The 18480-nt window shown below is 35.9% G+C and carries 16 protein-coding genes; 6 read left to right on the plus strand and 10 right to left on the minus strand.

Annotated features, from left to right (window positions below; genetic code table 11):
* Positions 1–20: 20 nt before the first annotated feature.
* The 10 genes from spo0J to rpmH all read right to left on the minus strand — a co-directional run bounded on the left by spo0J (position 21) and on the right by rpmH (position 9064).
* Positions 21–872: a stage 0 sporulation protein Spo0J gene (gene spo0J, locus VK90_RS21405; RefSeq protein ID WP_082148001.1), complete on the minus strand. Its 852-nt coding sequence runs from the start codon at positions 870–872 to the stop codon at positions 21–23.
* On the minus strand, positions 865–1626 hold the full coding sequence (soj, locus tag VK90_RS21410; RefSeq protein ID WP_048375057.1) for a sporulation initiation inhibitor protein Soj: 762 nt from the start codon (positions 1624–1626) through the stop codon (positions 865–867). The genes spo0J and soj overlap by 8 nt, the downstream gene beginning before the upstream one ends.
* Positions 1627–1812: 186 nt before the next feature.
* Positions 1813–2685, minus strand: coding sequence for a nucleoid occlusion protein (gene noc, locus VK90_RS21415; RefSeq protein ID WP_048375058.1), 873 nt, complete (start codon positions 2683–2685; stop codon positions 1813–1815).
* A gap of 105 nt (positions 2686–2790) precedes the next feature.
* Entirely contained in the window at positions 2791–3510 is a 720-nt protein-coding gene (rsmG, locus tag VK90_RS21420; protein ID WP_001019628.1) for a 16S rRNA (guanine(527)-N(7))-methyltransferase RsmG, read from the minus strand.
* A 21-nt stretch (positions 3511–3531) separates the two neighbouring features.
* Entirely contained in the window at positions 3532–5421 is a 1890-nt protein-coding gene (mnmG, locus tag VK90_RS21425) for a tRNA uridine-5-carboxymethylaminomethyl(34) synthesis enzyme MnmG (protein ID WP_048375060.1), read from the minus strand.
* A 47-nt stretch (positions 5422–5468) separates the two neighbouring features.
* A complete protein-coding gene (gene mnmE / locus VK90_RS21430; RefSeq protein WP_048375062.1) occupies positions 5469–6845 on the minus strand; it encodes a tRNA uridine-5-carboxymethylaminomethyl(34) synthesis GTPase MnmE in 1377 nt (458 codons plus the stop codon).
* 226 nt (positions 6846–7071) lie between these two features.
* Positions 7072–7689: an RNA-binding cell elongation regulator Jag/EloR gene (jag, locus tag VK90_RS21435; protein ID WP_048375064.1), complete on the minus strand. Its 618-nt coding sequence runs from the start codon at positions 7687–7689 to the stop codon at positions 7072–7074.
* A complete protein-coding gene (spoIIIJ, locus tag VK90_RS21440; RefSeq protein WP_048375066.1) occupies positions 7686–8453 on the minus strand; it encodes a YidC family membrane integrase SpoIIIJ in 768 nt (255 codons plus the stop codon). The genes jag and spoIIIJ overlap by 4 nt, the downstream gene beginning before the upstream one ends.
* 52 nt (positions 8454–8505) lie before the next feature.
* The gene (gene rnpA / locus VK90_RS21445; protein ID WP_002174517.1) at positions 8506–8853 is read right to left on the minus strand and encodes a ribonuclease P protein component; all 348 of its coding nucleotides are present in this window, start codon (positions 8851–8853) and stop codon (positions 8506–8508) included.
* Positions 8854–8929: 76 nt separating this feature from the next.
* Positions 8930–9064, minus strand: coding sequence for a 50S ribosomal protein L34 (rpmH, locus tag VK90_RS21450; RefSeq protein ID WP_000831901.1), 135 nt, complete (start codon positions 9062–9064; stop codon positions 8930–8932).
* Between the two features lie 564 nt (positions 9065–9628).
* Here rpmH and dnaA point away from each other — a divergent pair.
* The 6 genes from dnaA (at position 9629) to gyrA (ending at position 18299) form a co-directional block, all read left to right on the plus strand.
* Positions 9629–10969 carry a chromosomal replication initiator protein DnaA gene (gene dnaA / locus VK90_RS21455; RefSeq protein ID WP_048375069.1) on the plus strand — a complete coding sequence of 447 codons (1341 nt, stop codon included), beginning with the start codon at positions 9629–9631 and terminating at the stop codon, positions 10967–10969.
* Between the two features lie 182 nt (positions 10970–11151).
* On the plus strand, positions 11152–12297 hold the full coding sequence (dnaN, locus tag VK90_RS21460; protein ID WP_048375071.1) for a DNA polymerase III subunit beta: 1146 nt from the start codon (positions 11152–11154) through the stop codon (positions 12295–12297).
* A 128-nt stretch (positions 12298–12425) separates the two neighbouring features.
* Positions 12426–12638, plus strand: coding sequence for a S4 domain-containing protein YaaA (gene yaaA, locus VK90_RS21465; protein ID WP_025146931.1), 213 nt, complete (start codon positions 12426–12428; stop codon positions 12636–12638).
* A gap of 12 nt (positions 12639–12650) precedes the next feature.
* Positions 12651–13778: a DNA replication/repair protein RecF gene (gene recF / locus VK90_RS21470; protein WP_048375073.1), complete on the plus strand. Its 1128-nt coding sequence runs from the start codon at positions 12651–12653 to the stop codon at positions 13776–13778.
* 38 nt (positions 13779–13816) lie between these two features.
* Positions 13817–15739: a DNA topoisomerase (ATP-hydrolyzing) subunit B gene (gene gyrB / locus VK90_RS21475; RefSeq protein WP_029952786.1), complete on the plus strand. Its 1923-nt coding sequence runs from the start codon at positions 13817–13819 to the stop codon at positions 15737–15739.
* Positions 15740–15827: 88 nt separating this feature from the next.
* Positions 15828–18299 (plus strand): DNA gyrase subunit A, encoded by a 2472-nt coding sequence (gyrA, locus tag VK90_RS21480; RefSeq protein WP_048375074.1) that lies wholly within the window; start codon positions 15828–15830, stop codon positions 18297–18299.
* Positions 18300–18480: the final 181 nt, after the last annotated feature.

The raw sequence follows: 18480 nt of genomic DNA on the forward strand, positions 1-18480 counted from the left end.
GTAATAAGATGGTTTGCTTTTTAATTTCCCTTTGATAGTAGCTCTAAAATGCGATTTAAATCTTCTTTATTAAAAAATTCAATTTCGATTTTACCTTTTTCTTTTTTCGTTTCTTTAATCTTCACATCTGTACCAAACTTTTCTCTTAAAAACGTTTCGCGTTCTACAAAAAATATATTTCTTTCTTTTTTCACTTGTATTGTTTCACGTGAAACGCGTTGATTAATCTCCTGGACAATTCGTTCTAATTGGCGAACGTTCAATCCTTCTTTTTCGATTCGTTTTAATAGGGCTTTCAACTGTTCCTCATCTTTTATCGTAAGTAAAGTTCTCCCATGAGCCATTGAAAGTTGACCGTTTGCAATCATATCTTGAACGAATGAAGGGAGGCTTAATAACCGAGTGTAATTGGCGATGTAAGGCCTGCTTTTACCAAGACGTTTGGCTAATTGTTCTTGCGTTACATTTAGCTCATTCATTAACATCTGATATGCCATTGCCTCTTCCATAGGATTTAAATCTTCTCTTTGTAAGTTTTCAAGCAAAGCAAATTCCATCATTTGCTGCTCATTTAATTGCCTTACAACAGCAGGTACTTTTTCAAGTCCAGCCTCTTTAGCAGCACGATATCTTCTTTCACCTGCAACAATTTCATATCCTTTAATACTCTTTCGAGCAATTAAAGGTTGCAATATGCCATGTTCTTTAATAGAAGCCGCTAATTCCTGAATCGCTTCTTTATTGAAATGTTTACGTGGTTGATATGGATTCGGCCTTAATTCAGTTACTACAATCTCCTGAATTGTTTCTTCTTCTTTCACATCTAAATCAGGAAAAAACACATTGATTCCTCTTCCTAATCCCTTAGCCACCTGCAATCACTTCCTCTGCTAAATCTATATATACTTCTGCCCCTCTTGATTTAGCATCATACTGCATAATCGGTTTTCCATGACTTGGTGCCTCACTTAAGCGAACATTGCGAGGAATAATTGAACGATACACTTTATCCCTAAAGTATTTTTTCACTTCATCTATAACTTGAATTCCTAAATTTGTACGAGCATCCAACATCGTTAGCAATACACCTTGAATTGCTAAATTTTTGTTTAAATGCTTCTGTACAAGTCGAACTGTATTTAATAGCTGACTTAACCCTTCCAACGCGTAATATTCACACTGTACAGGAATAATAACAGAATCTGCTGCTGTTAACGCATTAATCGTTAGTAATCCTAAGGATGGGGGACAGTCAATAATAATATAATCATATTCTTCACGAATTGGCTGTAATGCTCTCTGCAAGCGTACTTCCCGGGAAATGGTTGGTACCAATTCAATTTCGGCACCAGCCAATTGAATTGTAGCGGGTAGAACATCTAAGTTTTCAGTTGCGGTTTTCCGTATAACACCTTGAACATCTGCATCTTCCACAAGAACATTATAGATACATTGATCTAATTCAGATTTTTCAATTCCTACACCAGTCGTTGCGTTTCCTTGAGCATCAATATCTACAAGAAGGACTTTTTTTCCTACTTGTGCCAATCCGGCTCCTAAATTGACGGATGTTGTTGTTTTTCCAACACCGCCTTTTTGATTGGCAATAGCAATGATTTTTCCCATGATGTCACCTACTTTCAACCTTTCTTTCTTATTCTAGAAACAATTACGTTTATTGTAACATGAAATAAAAGCTTTTCTTTTACGTCCTTATTAAACTTCAAAATTTATTTCTAAACTCCTTCTTCATTTGACAAGAAAATATAGTAAAAGAGACCTCTCCAACAGGATAAGGCCTCTAACACACAATTATTTTTTCTTAGGAATTTTAATTGTAATTTGATAATACTCATCAAATTCTTCTTCCTCAGAATTAACGTTCAAACCACTACTAGCAACCATTTGCAATGATTGTCTAATTGTATTCATTGCAATTCTCGTATCTCGACTAACCGCTTTTTGTTTCGCTTTGCGCTTTGGCTTTACTTCTTCTAGTAACTTCGCAATTCGTTCTTCTGTTTGCTTTACATTCAATTGCTTCTCCACAATTTCTTGTAAAACCTTCAGTTGTAATTCCTCATTTTTCAAAGGAATAAGAGCGCGAGCATGACGTTCTGTAATACTCTTTTCTAATAACACATTTTTTATTTCTTCGGGCAACTTTAATAATCGTAATTTATTTGCGATTGTGGATTGCCCTTTTCCAAGTCGTTGTGCCAATGCTTCTTGTGTTAAATTATGTAACTCAATCAGCTTTTGATATGCCACAGCTTCTTCGATTGCTGTTAATTCCTCACGCTGCAAATTTTCAATTAACGCTACAGAAGCTGTCTCAGTATCATTTAAATTTTTAATTATTGCAGGAACTTTTTCCCACCCTAACTTTGTTGCTGCGCGAAAACGCCTTTCCCCGGCAATAATCTCGTACTTATCATCCTCATATTGTCTCACAACAATCGGTTGGATAAGCCCATGTGTACGAATCGTTAAAGCTAGCTCATCAATACGTGCATCATCAAAAACTGTTCGTGGTTGATAGCGGTTAGGGGTAATATTTACTATCGGTATTTCTTGTATTTCTTCATATACCTTTTTATCTATTTCTTCATGGCTTTCGTCTTGTAATTCGAATTCGCTCTCTTTATCTCCAAAGCCAAATAAACGAGAAAACGTATTTTTCATACATATTCCACCACCTTTTAGGCCTATTGACTGTTCTACATAAAATGTTCCCTATGAAACATTTACGTTTTCATTTATATAATTTAATCTTACGTCTAATAAGATTTATTTTTCAATAGGTAATTTATTGGGTGTTCCCGGTTTGCGTGGATATTTCTTTGGTGTCTTGCGCTTTTTCTCGATTAATAAAATATTACGCTCACTTTCTTCAAACGGCAATTGGAATGTAGACATTTCCTTTAATTCTCCGCCAAGTACCTCTAAAGCATACTTGCCATTTTCTATTTCCTCGTTCGCTGCTGCACCTTTCATGGCAATGAATGTTCCTCCTACTTTTACAAGTGGTAAACATAGCTCACTCAGTACAGAAAGACGCGCAACTGCACGTGCCATTACAATATCGTATGACTCACGTACACCTTCTTTTTTCCCAAATGTTTCAGCGCGATCATGGCAAAATGCAACATCACTTAATTCTAGCTTTTGTGCTAAGTGATTTAAGAAATTAATACGTTTTTGCAATGAATCTACAATTGTTACTTTTAAGTGTGGGAAACAGATTTTCAAAGGAATACTTGGGAATCCAGCTCCTGCACCAACATCACAAATAGAGAATGGTTTTGAAAAATCATAATAAAAAGCAGCTGTAATGGAATCAAAAAAGTGTTTTAAGTATACTTCTTCTTTCTCCGTAATAGCTGTTAAATTCATTTTCTCATTCCACTCTACTAACGTTTCAAAGTAGATTTTGAACTGCTCTAACTGCCTAGAAGAGAGAGTAATACCCTTCTCTTCTAGCATAGATTGAAATTGTTCTATGTTCATCTAGCGATAGCTCCTTACTATTTATTGGTTCGATACGCGCGCAATTTTTCCTTGTTCAATGTACACAAGCAAAATGGAAACATCCGCTGGATTTACGCCAGAAATACGTGAAGCCTGCCCCATTGAAAGTGGACGAACATCTTTCAGTTTCTGTCTAGCTTCTGAAGCAAGGCTAGAAATTGCATCATAATCAATATCCACAGGAATTTTTTTGTTTTCCATTTTCTTCATACGCTCTACTTGCTGTAATGATTTTTCGATATATCCTTCGTACTTAGTCTGAATTTCAACTTGTTCCGTAACTTCATCACTTAATTCTACTTCACTTGGTACTAAAAGATGAATATGCTCATACGTCATCTCTGGACGACGTAATAAGTCACTTGCACGTATTCCGTCTTTCAATTCACTTCCACCAATGCTACGAATTAATTCTTGAACTTCAGGACGTGGTTTAATAATAATGCTACCTAAACGTTCCTTTTCCTGTTCAATTTGTAATTTTTTATTTGTAAATCGCTCATAGCGCTCTTCTTTAATTAATCCGATTTCACGACCAACTTCAGTTAAACGAAGATCCGCATTATCGTGGCGTAATAATAGACGGTACTCTGCACGAGATGTTAATAAACGATATGGTTCATTTGTACCTTTCGTTACAAGATCATCAATTAAGACACCAATATAAGCATCCTCGCGCCCTAAAATAACTTCTTTTTTACCTAAAGATCGACATGCCGCATTAATTCCAGCCATAAGCCCTTGTCCTGCCGCTTCTTCGTAACCAGAAGTTCCGTTAATTTGTCCTGCTGTATATAAATTTTTAATGTTTTTCGTTTCAAGTGTTGGCCATAATTGCGTTGGCACAATTGCATCATACTCAATTGCATAACCTGTACGCATCATTTCAACATTTTCCAGCCCCGGGATTGTTCTAAGCATGTCACGCTGTACATCTTCTGGTAAGCTTGTAGATAGACCTTGTACGTATACTTCTTGCGTATTGCGTCCCTCTGGCTCTAAGAAAATTTGATGACGTGGTTTATCATTAAATCTTACTACTTTATCTTCAATAGAAGGACAGTATCTAGGTCCTGTTCCTTTAATCATACCAGAATACATAGCTGAACGATGTAAATTTTCATCTATTAAGCGATGTGTTTCCGTACTTGTATATGTCAACCAACATGGAATTTGATCCATAATAAATTTCGTCGTTTCAAAAGAGAACGCACGTGGTTTATCATCACCCGGTTGAATTTCTGTTTTACTGTAGTCAATTGTATTGCTGTTTACACGCGGAGGTGTACCTGTTTTAAATCTAACTAGATCAAAACCAAGTTCCTCTAAGTGTTCAGATAATGTAATGGATGGTTGCTGATTATTTGGACCGCTTGAATATTTTAAGTCTCCCATAATAATCTCACCGCGTAAAAATGTTCCAGTTGTAATTACAACTGTTTTCGCTGTGTATTCAGCACCAGCTTGTGTAATTACCCCTTTACATACACCGTCTTCAACGATTAAACGCTCTACCATTCCTTGGAACAACGTTAAGTTTGGTGTTTCTTCAATCGTTTTCTTTAATTCATGCTGGTAAGAGAATTTATCAGCTTGTGCACGAAGTGCGCGTACCGCTGGCCCTTTACCTGTATTTAACATACGCATCTGAATATGTGTTTTATCAATATTGCGTCCCATTTCTCCGCCTAATGCATCGATTTCACGAACAACAATCCCTTTTGCTGGTCCACCAACAGAAGGGTTACATGGCATGAACGCTACCATATCTAAATTAATTGTTAACATTAAGGTTTTTGAGCCCATTCGTGCTGCCGCAAGACCAGCTTCGCATCCTGCATGACCTGCACCGATTACTATGACATCGTATGAACCGGCATTGTATCCCATTGTTTATTCCTCCTAAATAATCTCTATCTTCCTAAAGAATTTCTGTATTATTTTCCTAAACAAAATTGAGAGAACAATTGGTCAATTAAGCTTTCATGGACAGTATCACCAGTAATTTCACCAAGTATTTCCCACGTTCTTGTTAAATCGATTTGTACCATATCAATTGGCACACCATTTTCTATCGCTTCAATTGCATCACTGATTGTTTTTCCTGCTTGTGTTAATAGTCCGATATGTCTCGCATTAGAAACATATGTCATATCCGCAGAATCAATTGTTCCTTCAAAGAATAAATCCGCAATAGCCTTTTCAAGCTCATCTATTCCTTGCTCTTCAATTAAAGATGTTGTAATAACACGATTCCCCGCAGCTAACTCTGCAACACGTTCCATATCAATTCCTTGCGGTAAATCTGTCTTATTCACAATAACAATGAAATCTTTTCCTTGTACAGCACGGAATAAATCTTCATCTTCATTTGTTAAAGCCTCACTATAGTTGACAACAACTAACACTAAATCAGCTTGGCTCATCATTTCTTTTGAACGCTCTACACCAATTCGTTCAACGACATCTTCCGTCTCACGAATGCCGGCTGTATCTATAAGTTTAAGTGGTACACCACGCACATTAACGTACTCTTCAATAACATCACGAGTTGTTCCTGCAATATCAGTTACAATTGCTTTTTTCTCCTGAACAAGACTATTTAATAGCGATGACTTCCCAACGTTAGGTCTACCGATAATTGCGGTTGCAATACCTTCACGTAAAATTTTTCCTTGCTTCGATGTTTCTAATATCTTTGCAATTTCAGCACGGACATGTGTAGCTTTCTCAATTAAAATATTATGCGTCATCTCTTCTACATCATCATATTCTGGGTAATCTATATTTACTTCAACATGAGCTAGTGTTTCTAATATTTCTTGACGCAGACGACCAATTAATTTAGATAATCGTCCTTCCATTTGGTTAATTGCTACATTCATTGCACGATCTGTTTTTGCACGAATTAAATCCATAACAGCTTCTGCTTGTGATAAATCAATACGCCCATTTAAAAAAGCACGTTTTGTAAATTCACCAGGCTCAGCTAATCGTACTCCTTGTGCTAAAATAAGCTGCAATACTTTATTTACCGAAACAAGTCCACCATGACAGTTAATCTCTACTATATTTTCACGTGTAAAAGTCCTTGGTGCACGCATAATGGACACCATAACTTCTTCAATAACTTGATTTGTATCTAAATCAACAATATGACCATAATGAATAGTGTGAGAAGGAACTTCTGTTAAATCCTTCCCTTTAAAAATGCGATTCACTTTCTCAACCGCATCATCCCCACTTACTCGAACAATGGCAATTGCACCTTCCCCAAGCGCTGTGGAAATCGCGGCAATTGTATCAAATTCCATGTCCTTTCACCTCACTTGCTTATTTATCTCTATTTCAACATGATTTTTTCCTTCACTAAATTATTAGGATACCATAACGAACCTATCTACAAAAGAATAATAACTCATTTTATTATGTCCTCATGTAAAAAACACTAAACTTATTCACAGTGGATAAGTTTAGTGTTTTTTAGTTATCCACAATCATTTTTGCCTCAAAAAAACCGGCACTCAATTGAGTAACCGGTCATTTGGAAGATATTACAACATGCCGATGTGGTTCTTTTCCTTCAGAAGTTGTAATGATACTTTGATGATTAGATAATGCTTGATGAATAATTTTCCGTTCAAAAGAAGGCATTGGTTCTAATACAACTCTTTTTTTCGTACTCGCCACTTGTTTTGCTAATCGATAAGAAAGCGATTCTAACGTATTTTTCCTTTTACTACGATAGTTTTCAGCATCTAGTGTGATACCAATATATTGCTTTGTATTACGATTTGCAACAAGTTTTGTTAAATATTGTAAAGAATTCAACGTATTACCTCTTTTTCCAATTAAAACACCTACATTTTCACCAGAAATTGTAAATTCAACTTCGCGCCCTTTTACAACTTTTCTAATCTCAACTTCCACATCCATATTGCAAATAACATTTTTTAAATATTCTTCACATTCTTGGATTGGATCCTTCTTCAATACAACTTCTACTACAGCAGGACGATTCCCAAATAAACCTAGGAATCCTCTCTTACCCTCATCGATAATATTTATATCCACTCGATCTTTCGAAGCATTTAGTTGTCTTAAAGCATCTTGTACTGCCAGCTCGACTGTTTGTCCTTTAGCAGTAATTATACTCACTTGCTTGATCCTCCTGCCTTACTAGCCTTAATTTCAGGCCCTTTGATCATATACATTTGAGCGATACCAAAGATGTTACCAACTACCCAGTACAGTGATAGTGCTGCTGGGAAGTTAATTGCAAAGACTAAAATCATGATTGGCATAAGCCAAATCATCATTGCCATTTGCGGATTTTGTCCAGCTGTTCCTGCCATTGCAAGCTTTTGCTGAATAAATGTCGTAATAGCCGCAACAACCGGAAGGATGTAGTACGGATCTGCATGCCCTAAATCAAACCATAAGAATGTATGCTTACTAATTTCTGATGTTCTCATAATCGCGTGATAGAAAGCGAATAAAATAGGCATCTGAACAAATATTGGTAAACACCCTGCTAATGGATTTACACCATTTTTTTGATATAACTGCATCATTTCTTGTTGTAATTTTTGCTGCGTTGCTTGGTCTTTCGAGCTATATTTCTCTTTTAACCTCACCATTTCTGGTTGTAACGCCTGCATCGCTTTCGTACTCTTCGTTTGCTTAATCATTAATGGTAATAATGCAAAACGAATAATAAGAGTCGTAATAACGATCGCTAAACCGTAATTATCACCCAACAATTTCGCGAAATACGTGATCAACTGAGAAAGCGGGTATACGAAGTATTCATTCCAAATCCCAGTGCTCTTTGATGTAATCGGCTGATTCGTTTCACTACAACCGGTAGCAATTGCCATTAATGCAACAACCATGGCCAGTAAACCTATTTTCTTTTTCAAAGCCTGCTCCTCCTTGTTTCGGTATGTATATAGTGTAATTCATTTCCTTACGCTACTTTTTTATTATTTTCATACCAGAGCGTTTAAAGACATGAATTAAGCTTTTCTTTAACTCTTCATATGTCATCTCTGCACAAGGCTTCCTTGCTATTATAACAAAATCTTTTCCAGAATCTATCTCATCTTTTAATTCTATAATCGATTGGCGAATCATACGCTTAATTCGATTACGAACTACTGCATTTCCTATTTTCTTACTAACAGAAAGGCCAATGCGAAAGTGTGGCTGTTTTTCTTTATCTAGTTGGTATACAACAAACTGACGATTAGCATTCGACTGTCCTTTTTGGAAAACAGCCTGGAATTCATCATTCTTTTTTATACGATTTTTTTTCTTCATATCAATTGACACTCCTGTATTTCATCAGCGGAAATTCATTATTATTAGAAAAAAAGACCACTGAACGATCAGTGGTCTACGCAGATAATACTTTTCTTCCTTTACGACGACGAGCTGCTAGCACTTTACGTCCGTTCGCTGTGCTCATACGGCTGCGGAAACCATGTACTTTGCTGCGCTTACGTTTATTTGGTTGGTAAGTTCTTTTCATTATATGACACCTCCCTGAGGAATATCTGTTAAAGACAGTCTAATAAATTATAGTAAATCAACTAGGAAAATGTCAATGGTTCTCGAAATTTTCATCAAATATTCATTTTGAAGCTATTCACACACTTTTTCACAACCCCTATATTTCCTTGTGGATAAATGCATTTCCTCTTTTTTTATATCCACAAACCCTTTTTTCACTTTTACACAGTATATCGTATTGTGGACAAGTTTATTCCACAAGGTATTGATTTTGTGGATAACTTTCTTAATTTCATTGCTATAGCCACTTTTTTTTGATATTATAGTTGTGTTTTCACTTTGAATAAGTTTTCCACATCATTATTTTATCCACAATTTGTGTATAACATGTGGACAGTTTAAATCACATGTGGGTAAATAGTTGTCCACATTTGTTTTTTTGTCGAAAACTCTATCTCGGATACAAACAACGTTTTTATATTTTAAAATACGTTTCGTATAAATATGCATTTAAAATATTTGTGGGTTGTACAATTGTTGCACAACCTTATTCTTTTACCATCTTTGTAAAGGAGGGACACCTTTGGAAAATATCTCTGATTTATGGAATAGTGCCTTAAAAGAATTAGAAAAAAAGGTGAGTAAGCCAAGTTATGAAACGTGGTTAAAATCAACAACTGCTCATAACTTAAAAAAAGATGTATTAACTATTACAGCTCCAAATGAATTTGCTCGTGACTGGCTAGAATCGCATTATTCAGAACTAATTTCAGAAACACTTTATGATTTAACAGGGGCAAAACTAGCTATTCGCTTTATCATTCCCCAAAGTCAAGCAGAAGAGGATATAGATCTCCCTTCTGTTAAACAAAATCCAGCACATGATGAATCTAACCATTTACCACAGAGCATGTTAAATCCAAAATATACATTTGATACGTTTGTTATCGGCTCTGGTAATCGTTTTGCACATGCTGCTTCTTTAGCTGTAGCCGAAGCGCCGGCTAAGGCCTATAATCCGCTCTTTATTTATGGGGGCGTTGGACTTGGAAAAACGCATTTAATGCACGCAATTGGTCATTATGTAATTGAACACAATCCAAATGCAAAAGTTGTATATTTATCATCTGAAAAATTTACAAATGAATTCATTAACTCAATTCGTGATAATAAAGCTGTCGATTTTCGTAATAAATATCGTAATGTAGATGTCTTATTGATAGATGATATTCAATTTCTTGCTGGAAAAGAACAAACACAAGAAGAGTTTTTCCATACATTTAATGCATTACATGAAGAAAGTAAACAAATTGTGATTTCAAGTGATAGACCTCCAAAAGAAATCCCAACTTTAGAAGATCGCCTTCGTTCTCGCTTTGAATGGGGTTTAATCACAGATATTACGCCGCCAGATTTAGAAACTAGAATCGCAATTTTACGTAAAAAGGCAAAAGCGGAAGGTCTTGATATACCAAATGAAGTTATGCTTTATATCGCAAATCAAATTGACTCAAACATTCGTGAACTAGAGGGTGCACTTATTCGAGTTGTAGCTTATTCATCTTTAATTAACAAAGATATTAATGCTGATTTAGCGGCCGAAGCACTTAAAGATATTATTCCAAATTCTATCCCTAGAATTATTTCTATTTCTGATATTCAAAAAGCTGTCGGGAGCGTCTATCAAGTAAAATTAGAAGATTTTAAAGCGAAAAAACGCACAAAATCCGTTGCATTCCCTCGCCAAATTGCGATGTATTTATCACGTGAACTTACGGACTCATCTTTACCAAAAATAGGCGAAGAATTCGGTGGTCGCGATCATACAACAGTTATCCATGCTCACGAGAAAATTTCGAAGCTACTAAAAACGGATACTCAATTGCAAAAACACGTTGAAGAAATTAATGATATTTTAAAGTAGTAGTAGCTGAATAGTGTGAATAACTTACCTTGTTTTACGCACAGTCTATCCACATGTAGATAGACTGTTTTTACATCCCTGAAGGGGGTTATCCACATATCCACAAGCCCTAGTACTATTACTACTACTTTTTTATCTTTATTAAATAAATAAAATCTTATACTTACCGGAGGTTTTTCTTTATGCGTTTTACAATACAAAAAGACTATCTTGTAAGAAGTGTACAAGATGTAATGAAGGCTGTTTCTTCCCGTACAACAATTCCAATTCTTACAGGGATTAAAATTGTAGCAACTGAAGAAGGCGTTACTTTAACAGGTAGCGATGCAGATATTTCTATTGAATCATTTATCCCAGTTGAAGATGCTGGAAAAGAAATTGTAGAAATTGAACAATCAGGAAGCATTGTTTTACAAGCAAAATATTTTAGTGAGATCGTAAAAAAATTACCTAAAGACATTGTCGAAATTTCTGTGGAAAATCATTTTATGACAAAAATAAAATCTGGAAAATCAGAGTTTAATTTAAATGGTTTAGATTCTGCTGAATATCCGTTACTACCACAGATTGAAGAGCACCACGTATTTAAGATTCCAACAGATTTACTTAAGCACATGATTCGACAAACTGTATTTGCAGTTTCAACTTCTGAAACAAGACCAATCTTGACAGGTGTAAACTGGAAAGTATATAACAGCGAATTAACTTGCATTGCAACAGATAGTCACAGGCTAGCGCTTCGTAAAGCGAAAATCGCAGGACATGATATTGCCGATGAATTTCAAGCAAATGTCGTTATTCCTGGTAAGAGCTTAAATGAATTAAGTAAAATTCTAGATGAATCTGAAGAAATGGTAGATATCGTTATTACGGAGTATCAAGTATTATTCCGTACAAAACATTTATTATTCTTCTCGAGATTGTTAGAAGGGAATTATCCAGATACAACGCGTTTAATTCCAGCTGAGAGTAAGACTGATATTTTTGTAAATACAAAAGAGTTTTTACAAGCAATTGATCGTGCTTCGCTATTAGCAAGAGATGGTCGTAACAACGTTGTTAAATTATCGACGTTAGAACAACAAATGCTAGAGATTTCTTCGAATTCACCAGAAATCGGGAAAGTAGTAGAAGAAGTTCAATGTGAAAATGTAGATGGAGAAGAATTAAAAATATCTTTTAGTGCAAAATATATGATGGACGCATTAAAAGCTTTAGATAGTACAGAAATTAAAATTAGTTTTACTGGAGCAATGAGACCGTTTTTAATTCGCACAGTAAATGATGATTCCATCATCCAATTAATTTTACCGGTACGTACTTACTAAGTAAGGGTTAAGGGTTGCTAGTGTAAAGGTACTAGTGACCCTTATTTGATTTGTAGGGTATTACTTTCCTAATGCTGGTTTATTTAGTACAATGAAAGAATGAACACTTTCAGAAAGTGAGCGATTTTATGAAACTTATTAAGATTTCAACAGAATACATTACACTAGGACAATTTTTAAAGTTAGCTGATGTAATTGATACAGGTGGCGCTGTAAAATGGTTCTTACAAGAATATGAAGTATACGTGAATCAAGAACTTGAAAATAGAAGAGGCCGAAAGTTATATGCAAATGATATTGTTGAAATTCCGGGAAGCGGAACTTTCCAAGTTCAATCATAAAGGGGGATCCCTTTGTTTATTACAGAAATACAATTAAAAAACTATCGCAATTATGAGCATTTAGAGCTTTCTTTTGAGGATAAAGTCAATGTAATTATTGGTGAAAATGCCCAAGGGAAAACGAATCTAATGGAAGCTATATATGTACTGGCGATGGCGAAATCCCATAGAACTTCGAACGATCGTGAACTCATTCGTTGGGATGAGGATTATGGTAATATAAAAGGTAGATTACAAAAGCGAAATAGTTCTTTATCTTTAGAATTAAATATTTCAAAAAAAGGTAAAAAGGCAAAGTTGAATCAGTTAGAACAACAAAAATTAAGCCAGTACATTGGTGAAATGAATGTTGTTATGTTTGCCCCAGAAGATTTAAATCTTGTAAAAGGAAGCCCTCAAGTACGAAGACGCTTTTTGGATATGGAACTTGGACAAATAGCTCCTGTCTATTTGTATGAATTAAGCCAATATCAAAAGGTACTCACGCAACGAAATCATTTACTTAAGAAGATGCAAGGAAATAGTAAAAATGAGGAAACGATGCTGGATGTATTTACACTTCAGCTTATCGAGCATGGTGCGAAAATTTTGCGGAAACGTTTTGAGTTTTTACATTTACTACAAGAATGGGCTGCTCCAATTCACCGTGGAATTAGCAGGGGATTAGAGGAGCTAGAAATCGTGTATAAACCAAGCGTAGATGTATCAGAATCAATGGATTTGTCGAAAATAAAAGAAGTATACTATGAAAGTTTTCAATCTGTGAAACAACGTGAAATTTTTCGTGGTACAACTTTACTCGGTCCTCATCGTGATGATTTACACTTCTTCGTTAATAGTAAAAATGTTCAAGTCTTTGGCTCACAAGGACAACAACGAACAACCGCACTATCCCTAAAATTGGCTGAAATTGAATTGATATACTCAGAGGTTAAGGAATATCCAATCCTTTTACTAGATGATGTGTTATCAGAATTAGATGATTATCGTCAATCGCATCTGCTAAATACAATTCAAGGAAAAGTGCAAACATTTGTGACAACGACGAGTGTCGACGGAATTGAACACGAAACATTGAAAGAAGCGAAAACAATTCATGTAACGAACGGCACGGTAGATTGTGAAATGGACAGAAAATAATTTCTGTTTAAATGGAAAAGTAGGTGATCTTTGTGTCAATGGAACAAAAGCAAATGCAGGAAAATGCATATGATGAAAGTCAGATTCAGGTGTTAGAAGGACTGGAAGCGGTTCGTAAGCGTCCTGGTATGTATATCGGCTCTACAAGTGGAAAAGGTCTTCATCACCTCGTATGGGAAATAGTTGATAATAGTATTGATGAAGCTTTAGCCGGATATTGTGATGAAATTAATGTCAGTATTGAAGAAGATAATAGTATTGTCGTAACAGATGATGGCCGTGGTATCCCAGTTGGTATTCAAGAGAAAATGGGACGACCTGCTGTAGAGGTTATTATGACGGTCCTTCATGCTGGAGGAAAATTTGGCGGTGGCGGTTATAAAGTCTCCGGTGGTTTGCACGGAGTAGGTGCATCTGTTGTAAATGCTTTATCAACAGAATTAGAGGTATTTGTACATCGAGATGGAAAAATTCACTATCAAAAATATGAACGTGGTATCCCGGTTGCAGATTTAAAGGTAATAGGTGAAACAGACCGCACAGGAACAATAACACGATTTAAGCCAGATCCAGAAATTTTTCAAGAGACGACAGAATATGAATTTGATACATTAGCTACCCGTATGCGTGAGCTAGCGTTTTTAAATCGCAATATTAAATTAACAATTGAAGATAAGCGTGAACATAAGCAAAAGAAAGAATTCCATTATGAAGGCGGAATTAAATCGTATGTTGAACATTTAAATCGTTCAAAACAACCAATTCATGAAGAACCGGTATATGTAGAAGGTTCAAAAGATGGTATTCAAGTTGAGGTTTCCTTACAGTATAACGAAGGATATACAAATAATATTTACTCATTTACGAATAACATTCATACGTATGAAGGTGGTACACACGAAGTAGGATTTAAAACAGCTTTAACTCGTGTGATTAATGATTATGGTCGTAAAAATAGTATTTTAAAAGATGCGGATAGTAATTTAACTGGTGAGGATGTTCGTGAAGGTTTAACTGCGATTGTATCAATCAAACATCCAAATCCACAATTTGAAGGACAAACAAAGACGAAGCTGGGAAATAGTGAAGCGAGAACGATTACAGAGTCTGTATTCTCAGAGGCTTTCGAAAAGTTTTTACTAGAGAATCCGAACGTTGCGCGAAAAATTGTGGAAAAAGGTACGATGGCTGCACGAGCACGTGTAGCTGCGAAAAAAGCGCGTGAATTGACACGCCGAAAGAGTGCGTTAGAAGTTTCAAGTTTACCGGGTAAATTAGCGGATTGCTCTTCGAAAGATCCAGCAATTAGCGAAATTTACATCGTAGAGGGTGACTCTGCCGGTGGATCAGCGAAACAAGGGCGTGACCGTCATTTCCAAGCAATTTTACCACTTAAAGGTAAAATTATTAACGTTGAAAAGGCGCGATTAGATAAAATCTTATCTAATGACGAGGTTCGTACAATCATTACTGCAATTGGTACGAACATTGGCGGGGACTTCGATATCGAAAAGGCTCGTTATCATAAAGTTATTATTATGACAGATGCTGACGTGGATGGTGCGCATATTCGTACCCTATTATTAACGTTCTTCTATCGTTATATGCGTCAAATTATTGAGCATGGTTATATCTATATTGCGCAGCCGCCACTATTTAAAGTACAACAGGGTAAGAAAATTCAATATGCTTACAATGATAAAGAACTTGAAAAAATATTAGCTGAGTTACCAGCGCAACCTAAGCCGGGAATCCAGCGTTATAAAGGTCTAGGGGAAATGAATCCAACTCAGTTATGGGAGACAACAATGGATCCAGAAGTACGTTCGTTACTTCAAGTTTCTCTTCAGGATGCAATTGAAGCGGATGAAACATTTGAAATTTTAATGGGAGATAAAGTAGAGCCGCGTCGTAACTTTATCCAAGAAAATGCAAAATACGTGAAAAACCTTGATATTTAAGTGAGTAATGACAGGAATCTAAGTATTCCTGTCTTCTACATATAAATCAATGTATGTGTAACGGAAATGTAAGAGGAGGTGCTCGTTGATGTCAGACAATCAACAACAAGCACGAATTCGAGAAATTAATATTAGTCATGAAATGCGTACCTCATTTTTAGATTACGCAATGAGTGTTATCGTATCTCGTGCATTACCAGATGTTCGTGATGGATTAAAACCTGTGCATCGTAGGGTTTTATATGCGATGAACGATTTAGGAATTACAGCTGATAAAGCGTATAAGAAATCAGCACGTATTGTCGGTGAAGTAATCGGTAAGTATCACCCTCATGGTGATTCAGCTGTTTATGAGACGATGGTACGTATGGCGCAAGATTTCAGTCAACGTTATATGCTTGTTGATGGGCATGGTAACTTTGGTTCTGTTGATGGAGATTCAGCGGCGGCAATGCGTTATACAGAAGCAAGAATGTCTAAGATTTCCATGGAATTAATACGTGATATTTCAAAAAATACAATTGATTATCAAGATAACTACGATGGTTCTGAAAGGGAGCCAATTGTATTACCGGCGCGTTTCCCCAATTTATTAGTAAATGGTACGACGGGTATTGCAGTTGGTATGGCAACAAATATTCCGCCACATCAACTTGGTGAAGTGATTGATGGCGTATTGGCACTAAGCCATAATCCTGATATTACTATTGCGGAATTAATGGAGTGTATTCCAGGACCAGACTTCCCAACAGCAGGTTTAATCTTGGGACGAAGTGGGATTCGAAGAGCTTATGAAACGGGACGAGGCTCTATCATACTTCGTGCTAAAGTTGAAATTGAAGAAAAGTCAAATGGCAAACAATCTGTTATCGTAACTGAATTACCTTATCAAGTTAATAAGGCACGATTAATTGAAAAAATTGCAGAATTAGTTCGTGATAAGAAAATTGAAGGTATTACGGATTTACGTGATGAATCAGATCGAAATGGTATGCGTATTGTTATGGAAGTACGTCGAGATGCAAATGCCAATGTACTATTAAATAATCTATATAAACATACAGCACTTCAAACAAGTTTCGGTATTAATATGTTGTCTCTTGTAAATGGAGAGCCACAAGTTCTGAATTTAAAACAAAATTTATATCATTATTTAGAGCATCAGAAGGTCGTGATTCGTAGACGTACTGCTTATGAATTAGAAAAAGCAGAGGCACGTGCTCATATTTTAGAAGGATTACGAATTGCTTTAGATCACCTTGATGAAGTTATTACGTTAATCCGCAGTTCAAAAACAGCCGATATTGCAAAGCAAGGTTTAATGGAACGCTTCGGCTTAAGTGAAAAACAAGCACAGGCGATTTTAGATATGCGTCTACAACGTTTAACTGGACTAGAACGTGAAAAAATCGAACAAGAATATCAAGACTTAATGAAGCTAATTGCAGAATTAAAAGCAATTTTAGCAGATGAAGAGAAGGTTCTTGAGATTATTCGTGAGGAATTAACGGAAGTAAAAGAACGTTTTAATGACAAGAGACGAACTGAAATTACAATTGGCGGTATGGAAGCTATTGAAGATGAAGATTTAATTCCTGAGCAAAACATTGCGATTACGTTAACTCATAACGGTTATATTAAGAGGTTACCAGCTTCTACGTACAAAACACAGAACCGTGGTGGGCGTGGTGTGCAAGGAATGGGAACAAATGATGATGATTTCGTAGAGCATTTATTGACTACGTCTACACATGATCATATTTTATTCTTCACTAATAAGGGTAAAGTATACCGTACGAAGGGATATGAAATCCCAGAGTATAGTCGTACAGCAAAAGGGCTACCTATTATTAACCTATTAGGTGTAGATAAGGGTGAATGGATTAACGCCATTATTCCAATTCGTGAATTTGGTGACGATCAGTTCTTATTCTTCACAACGAAACAAGGTATCTCTAAGAGAACACCACTTTCATCATTTGCGAATATACGTACGAATGGTTTAATTGCGATCTCTCTTCGTGAAGAGGATGAAGTAATCTCTGTACGCTTAACATCTGGCGATAAGGATATTATCGTCGGTACAAGTAACGGTATGTTAATTCGTTTCAATGAGCAAGATGTGCGTTCTATGGGACGTAATGCAGCGGGCGTTAAAGCCATTACATTAGGTGATGAAGACCAAGTTGTAGGCATGGAAATTGTCGAAGAAGATGTAAATGTTCTAATTGTAACGAAAAACGGTTATGGAAAGCGTACGCCAATTGATGAATATCGTCTGCAAAGTCGTGGCGGTAAAGGTCTTAAGACTTGTAATATTACAGATAAAAACGGTAAATTAGTGGCAGTTAAGTCTGTAACAGGTGAAGAAGACATTATGTTAATTACAGCAGCGGGTGTTATTATTCGTATGCCGGTTGATCAAATCTCTCAAATGGGACGTAATACACAAGGTGTTCGTCTAATTCGATTAGAGGATGAGCAAGAGGTAGCGACAGTTGCAAAAGCACAAAAAGATGACGAAGAAGAAGTTACCGAAGAGGTTTCTTCTGAAGAATAAGAGTGGGGATTTCCCCGCTCTTTATTTTTTTATAATAATACTTGCATAGTAATAAGAAAGCCTATATAATAGGCAGAGTCAGCAAATGAGTGATACAAATTATCGAAAAAAACTTGTTGACGAAAATAATATACTATGATATATTATAAAAGTCGCTGAAACGCGATGTTGAACTTTGAAA

The sequence above is a fragment of the Bacillus sp. LK2 genome, from assembly GCF_001043575.1.
GTDB lineage: Bacteria > Bacillota > Bacilli > Bacillales > Bacillaceae_G > Bacillus_A > Bacillus_A paramycoides.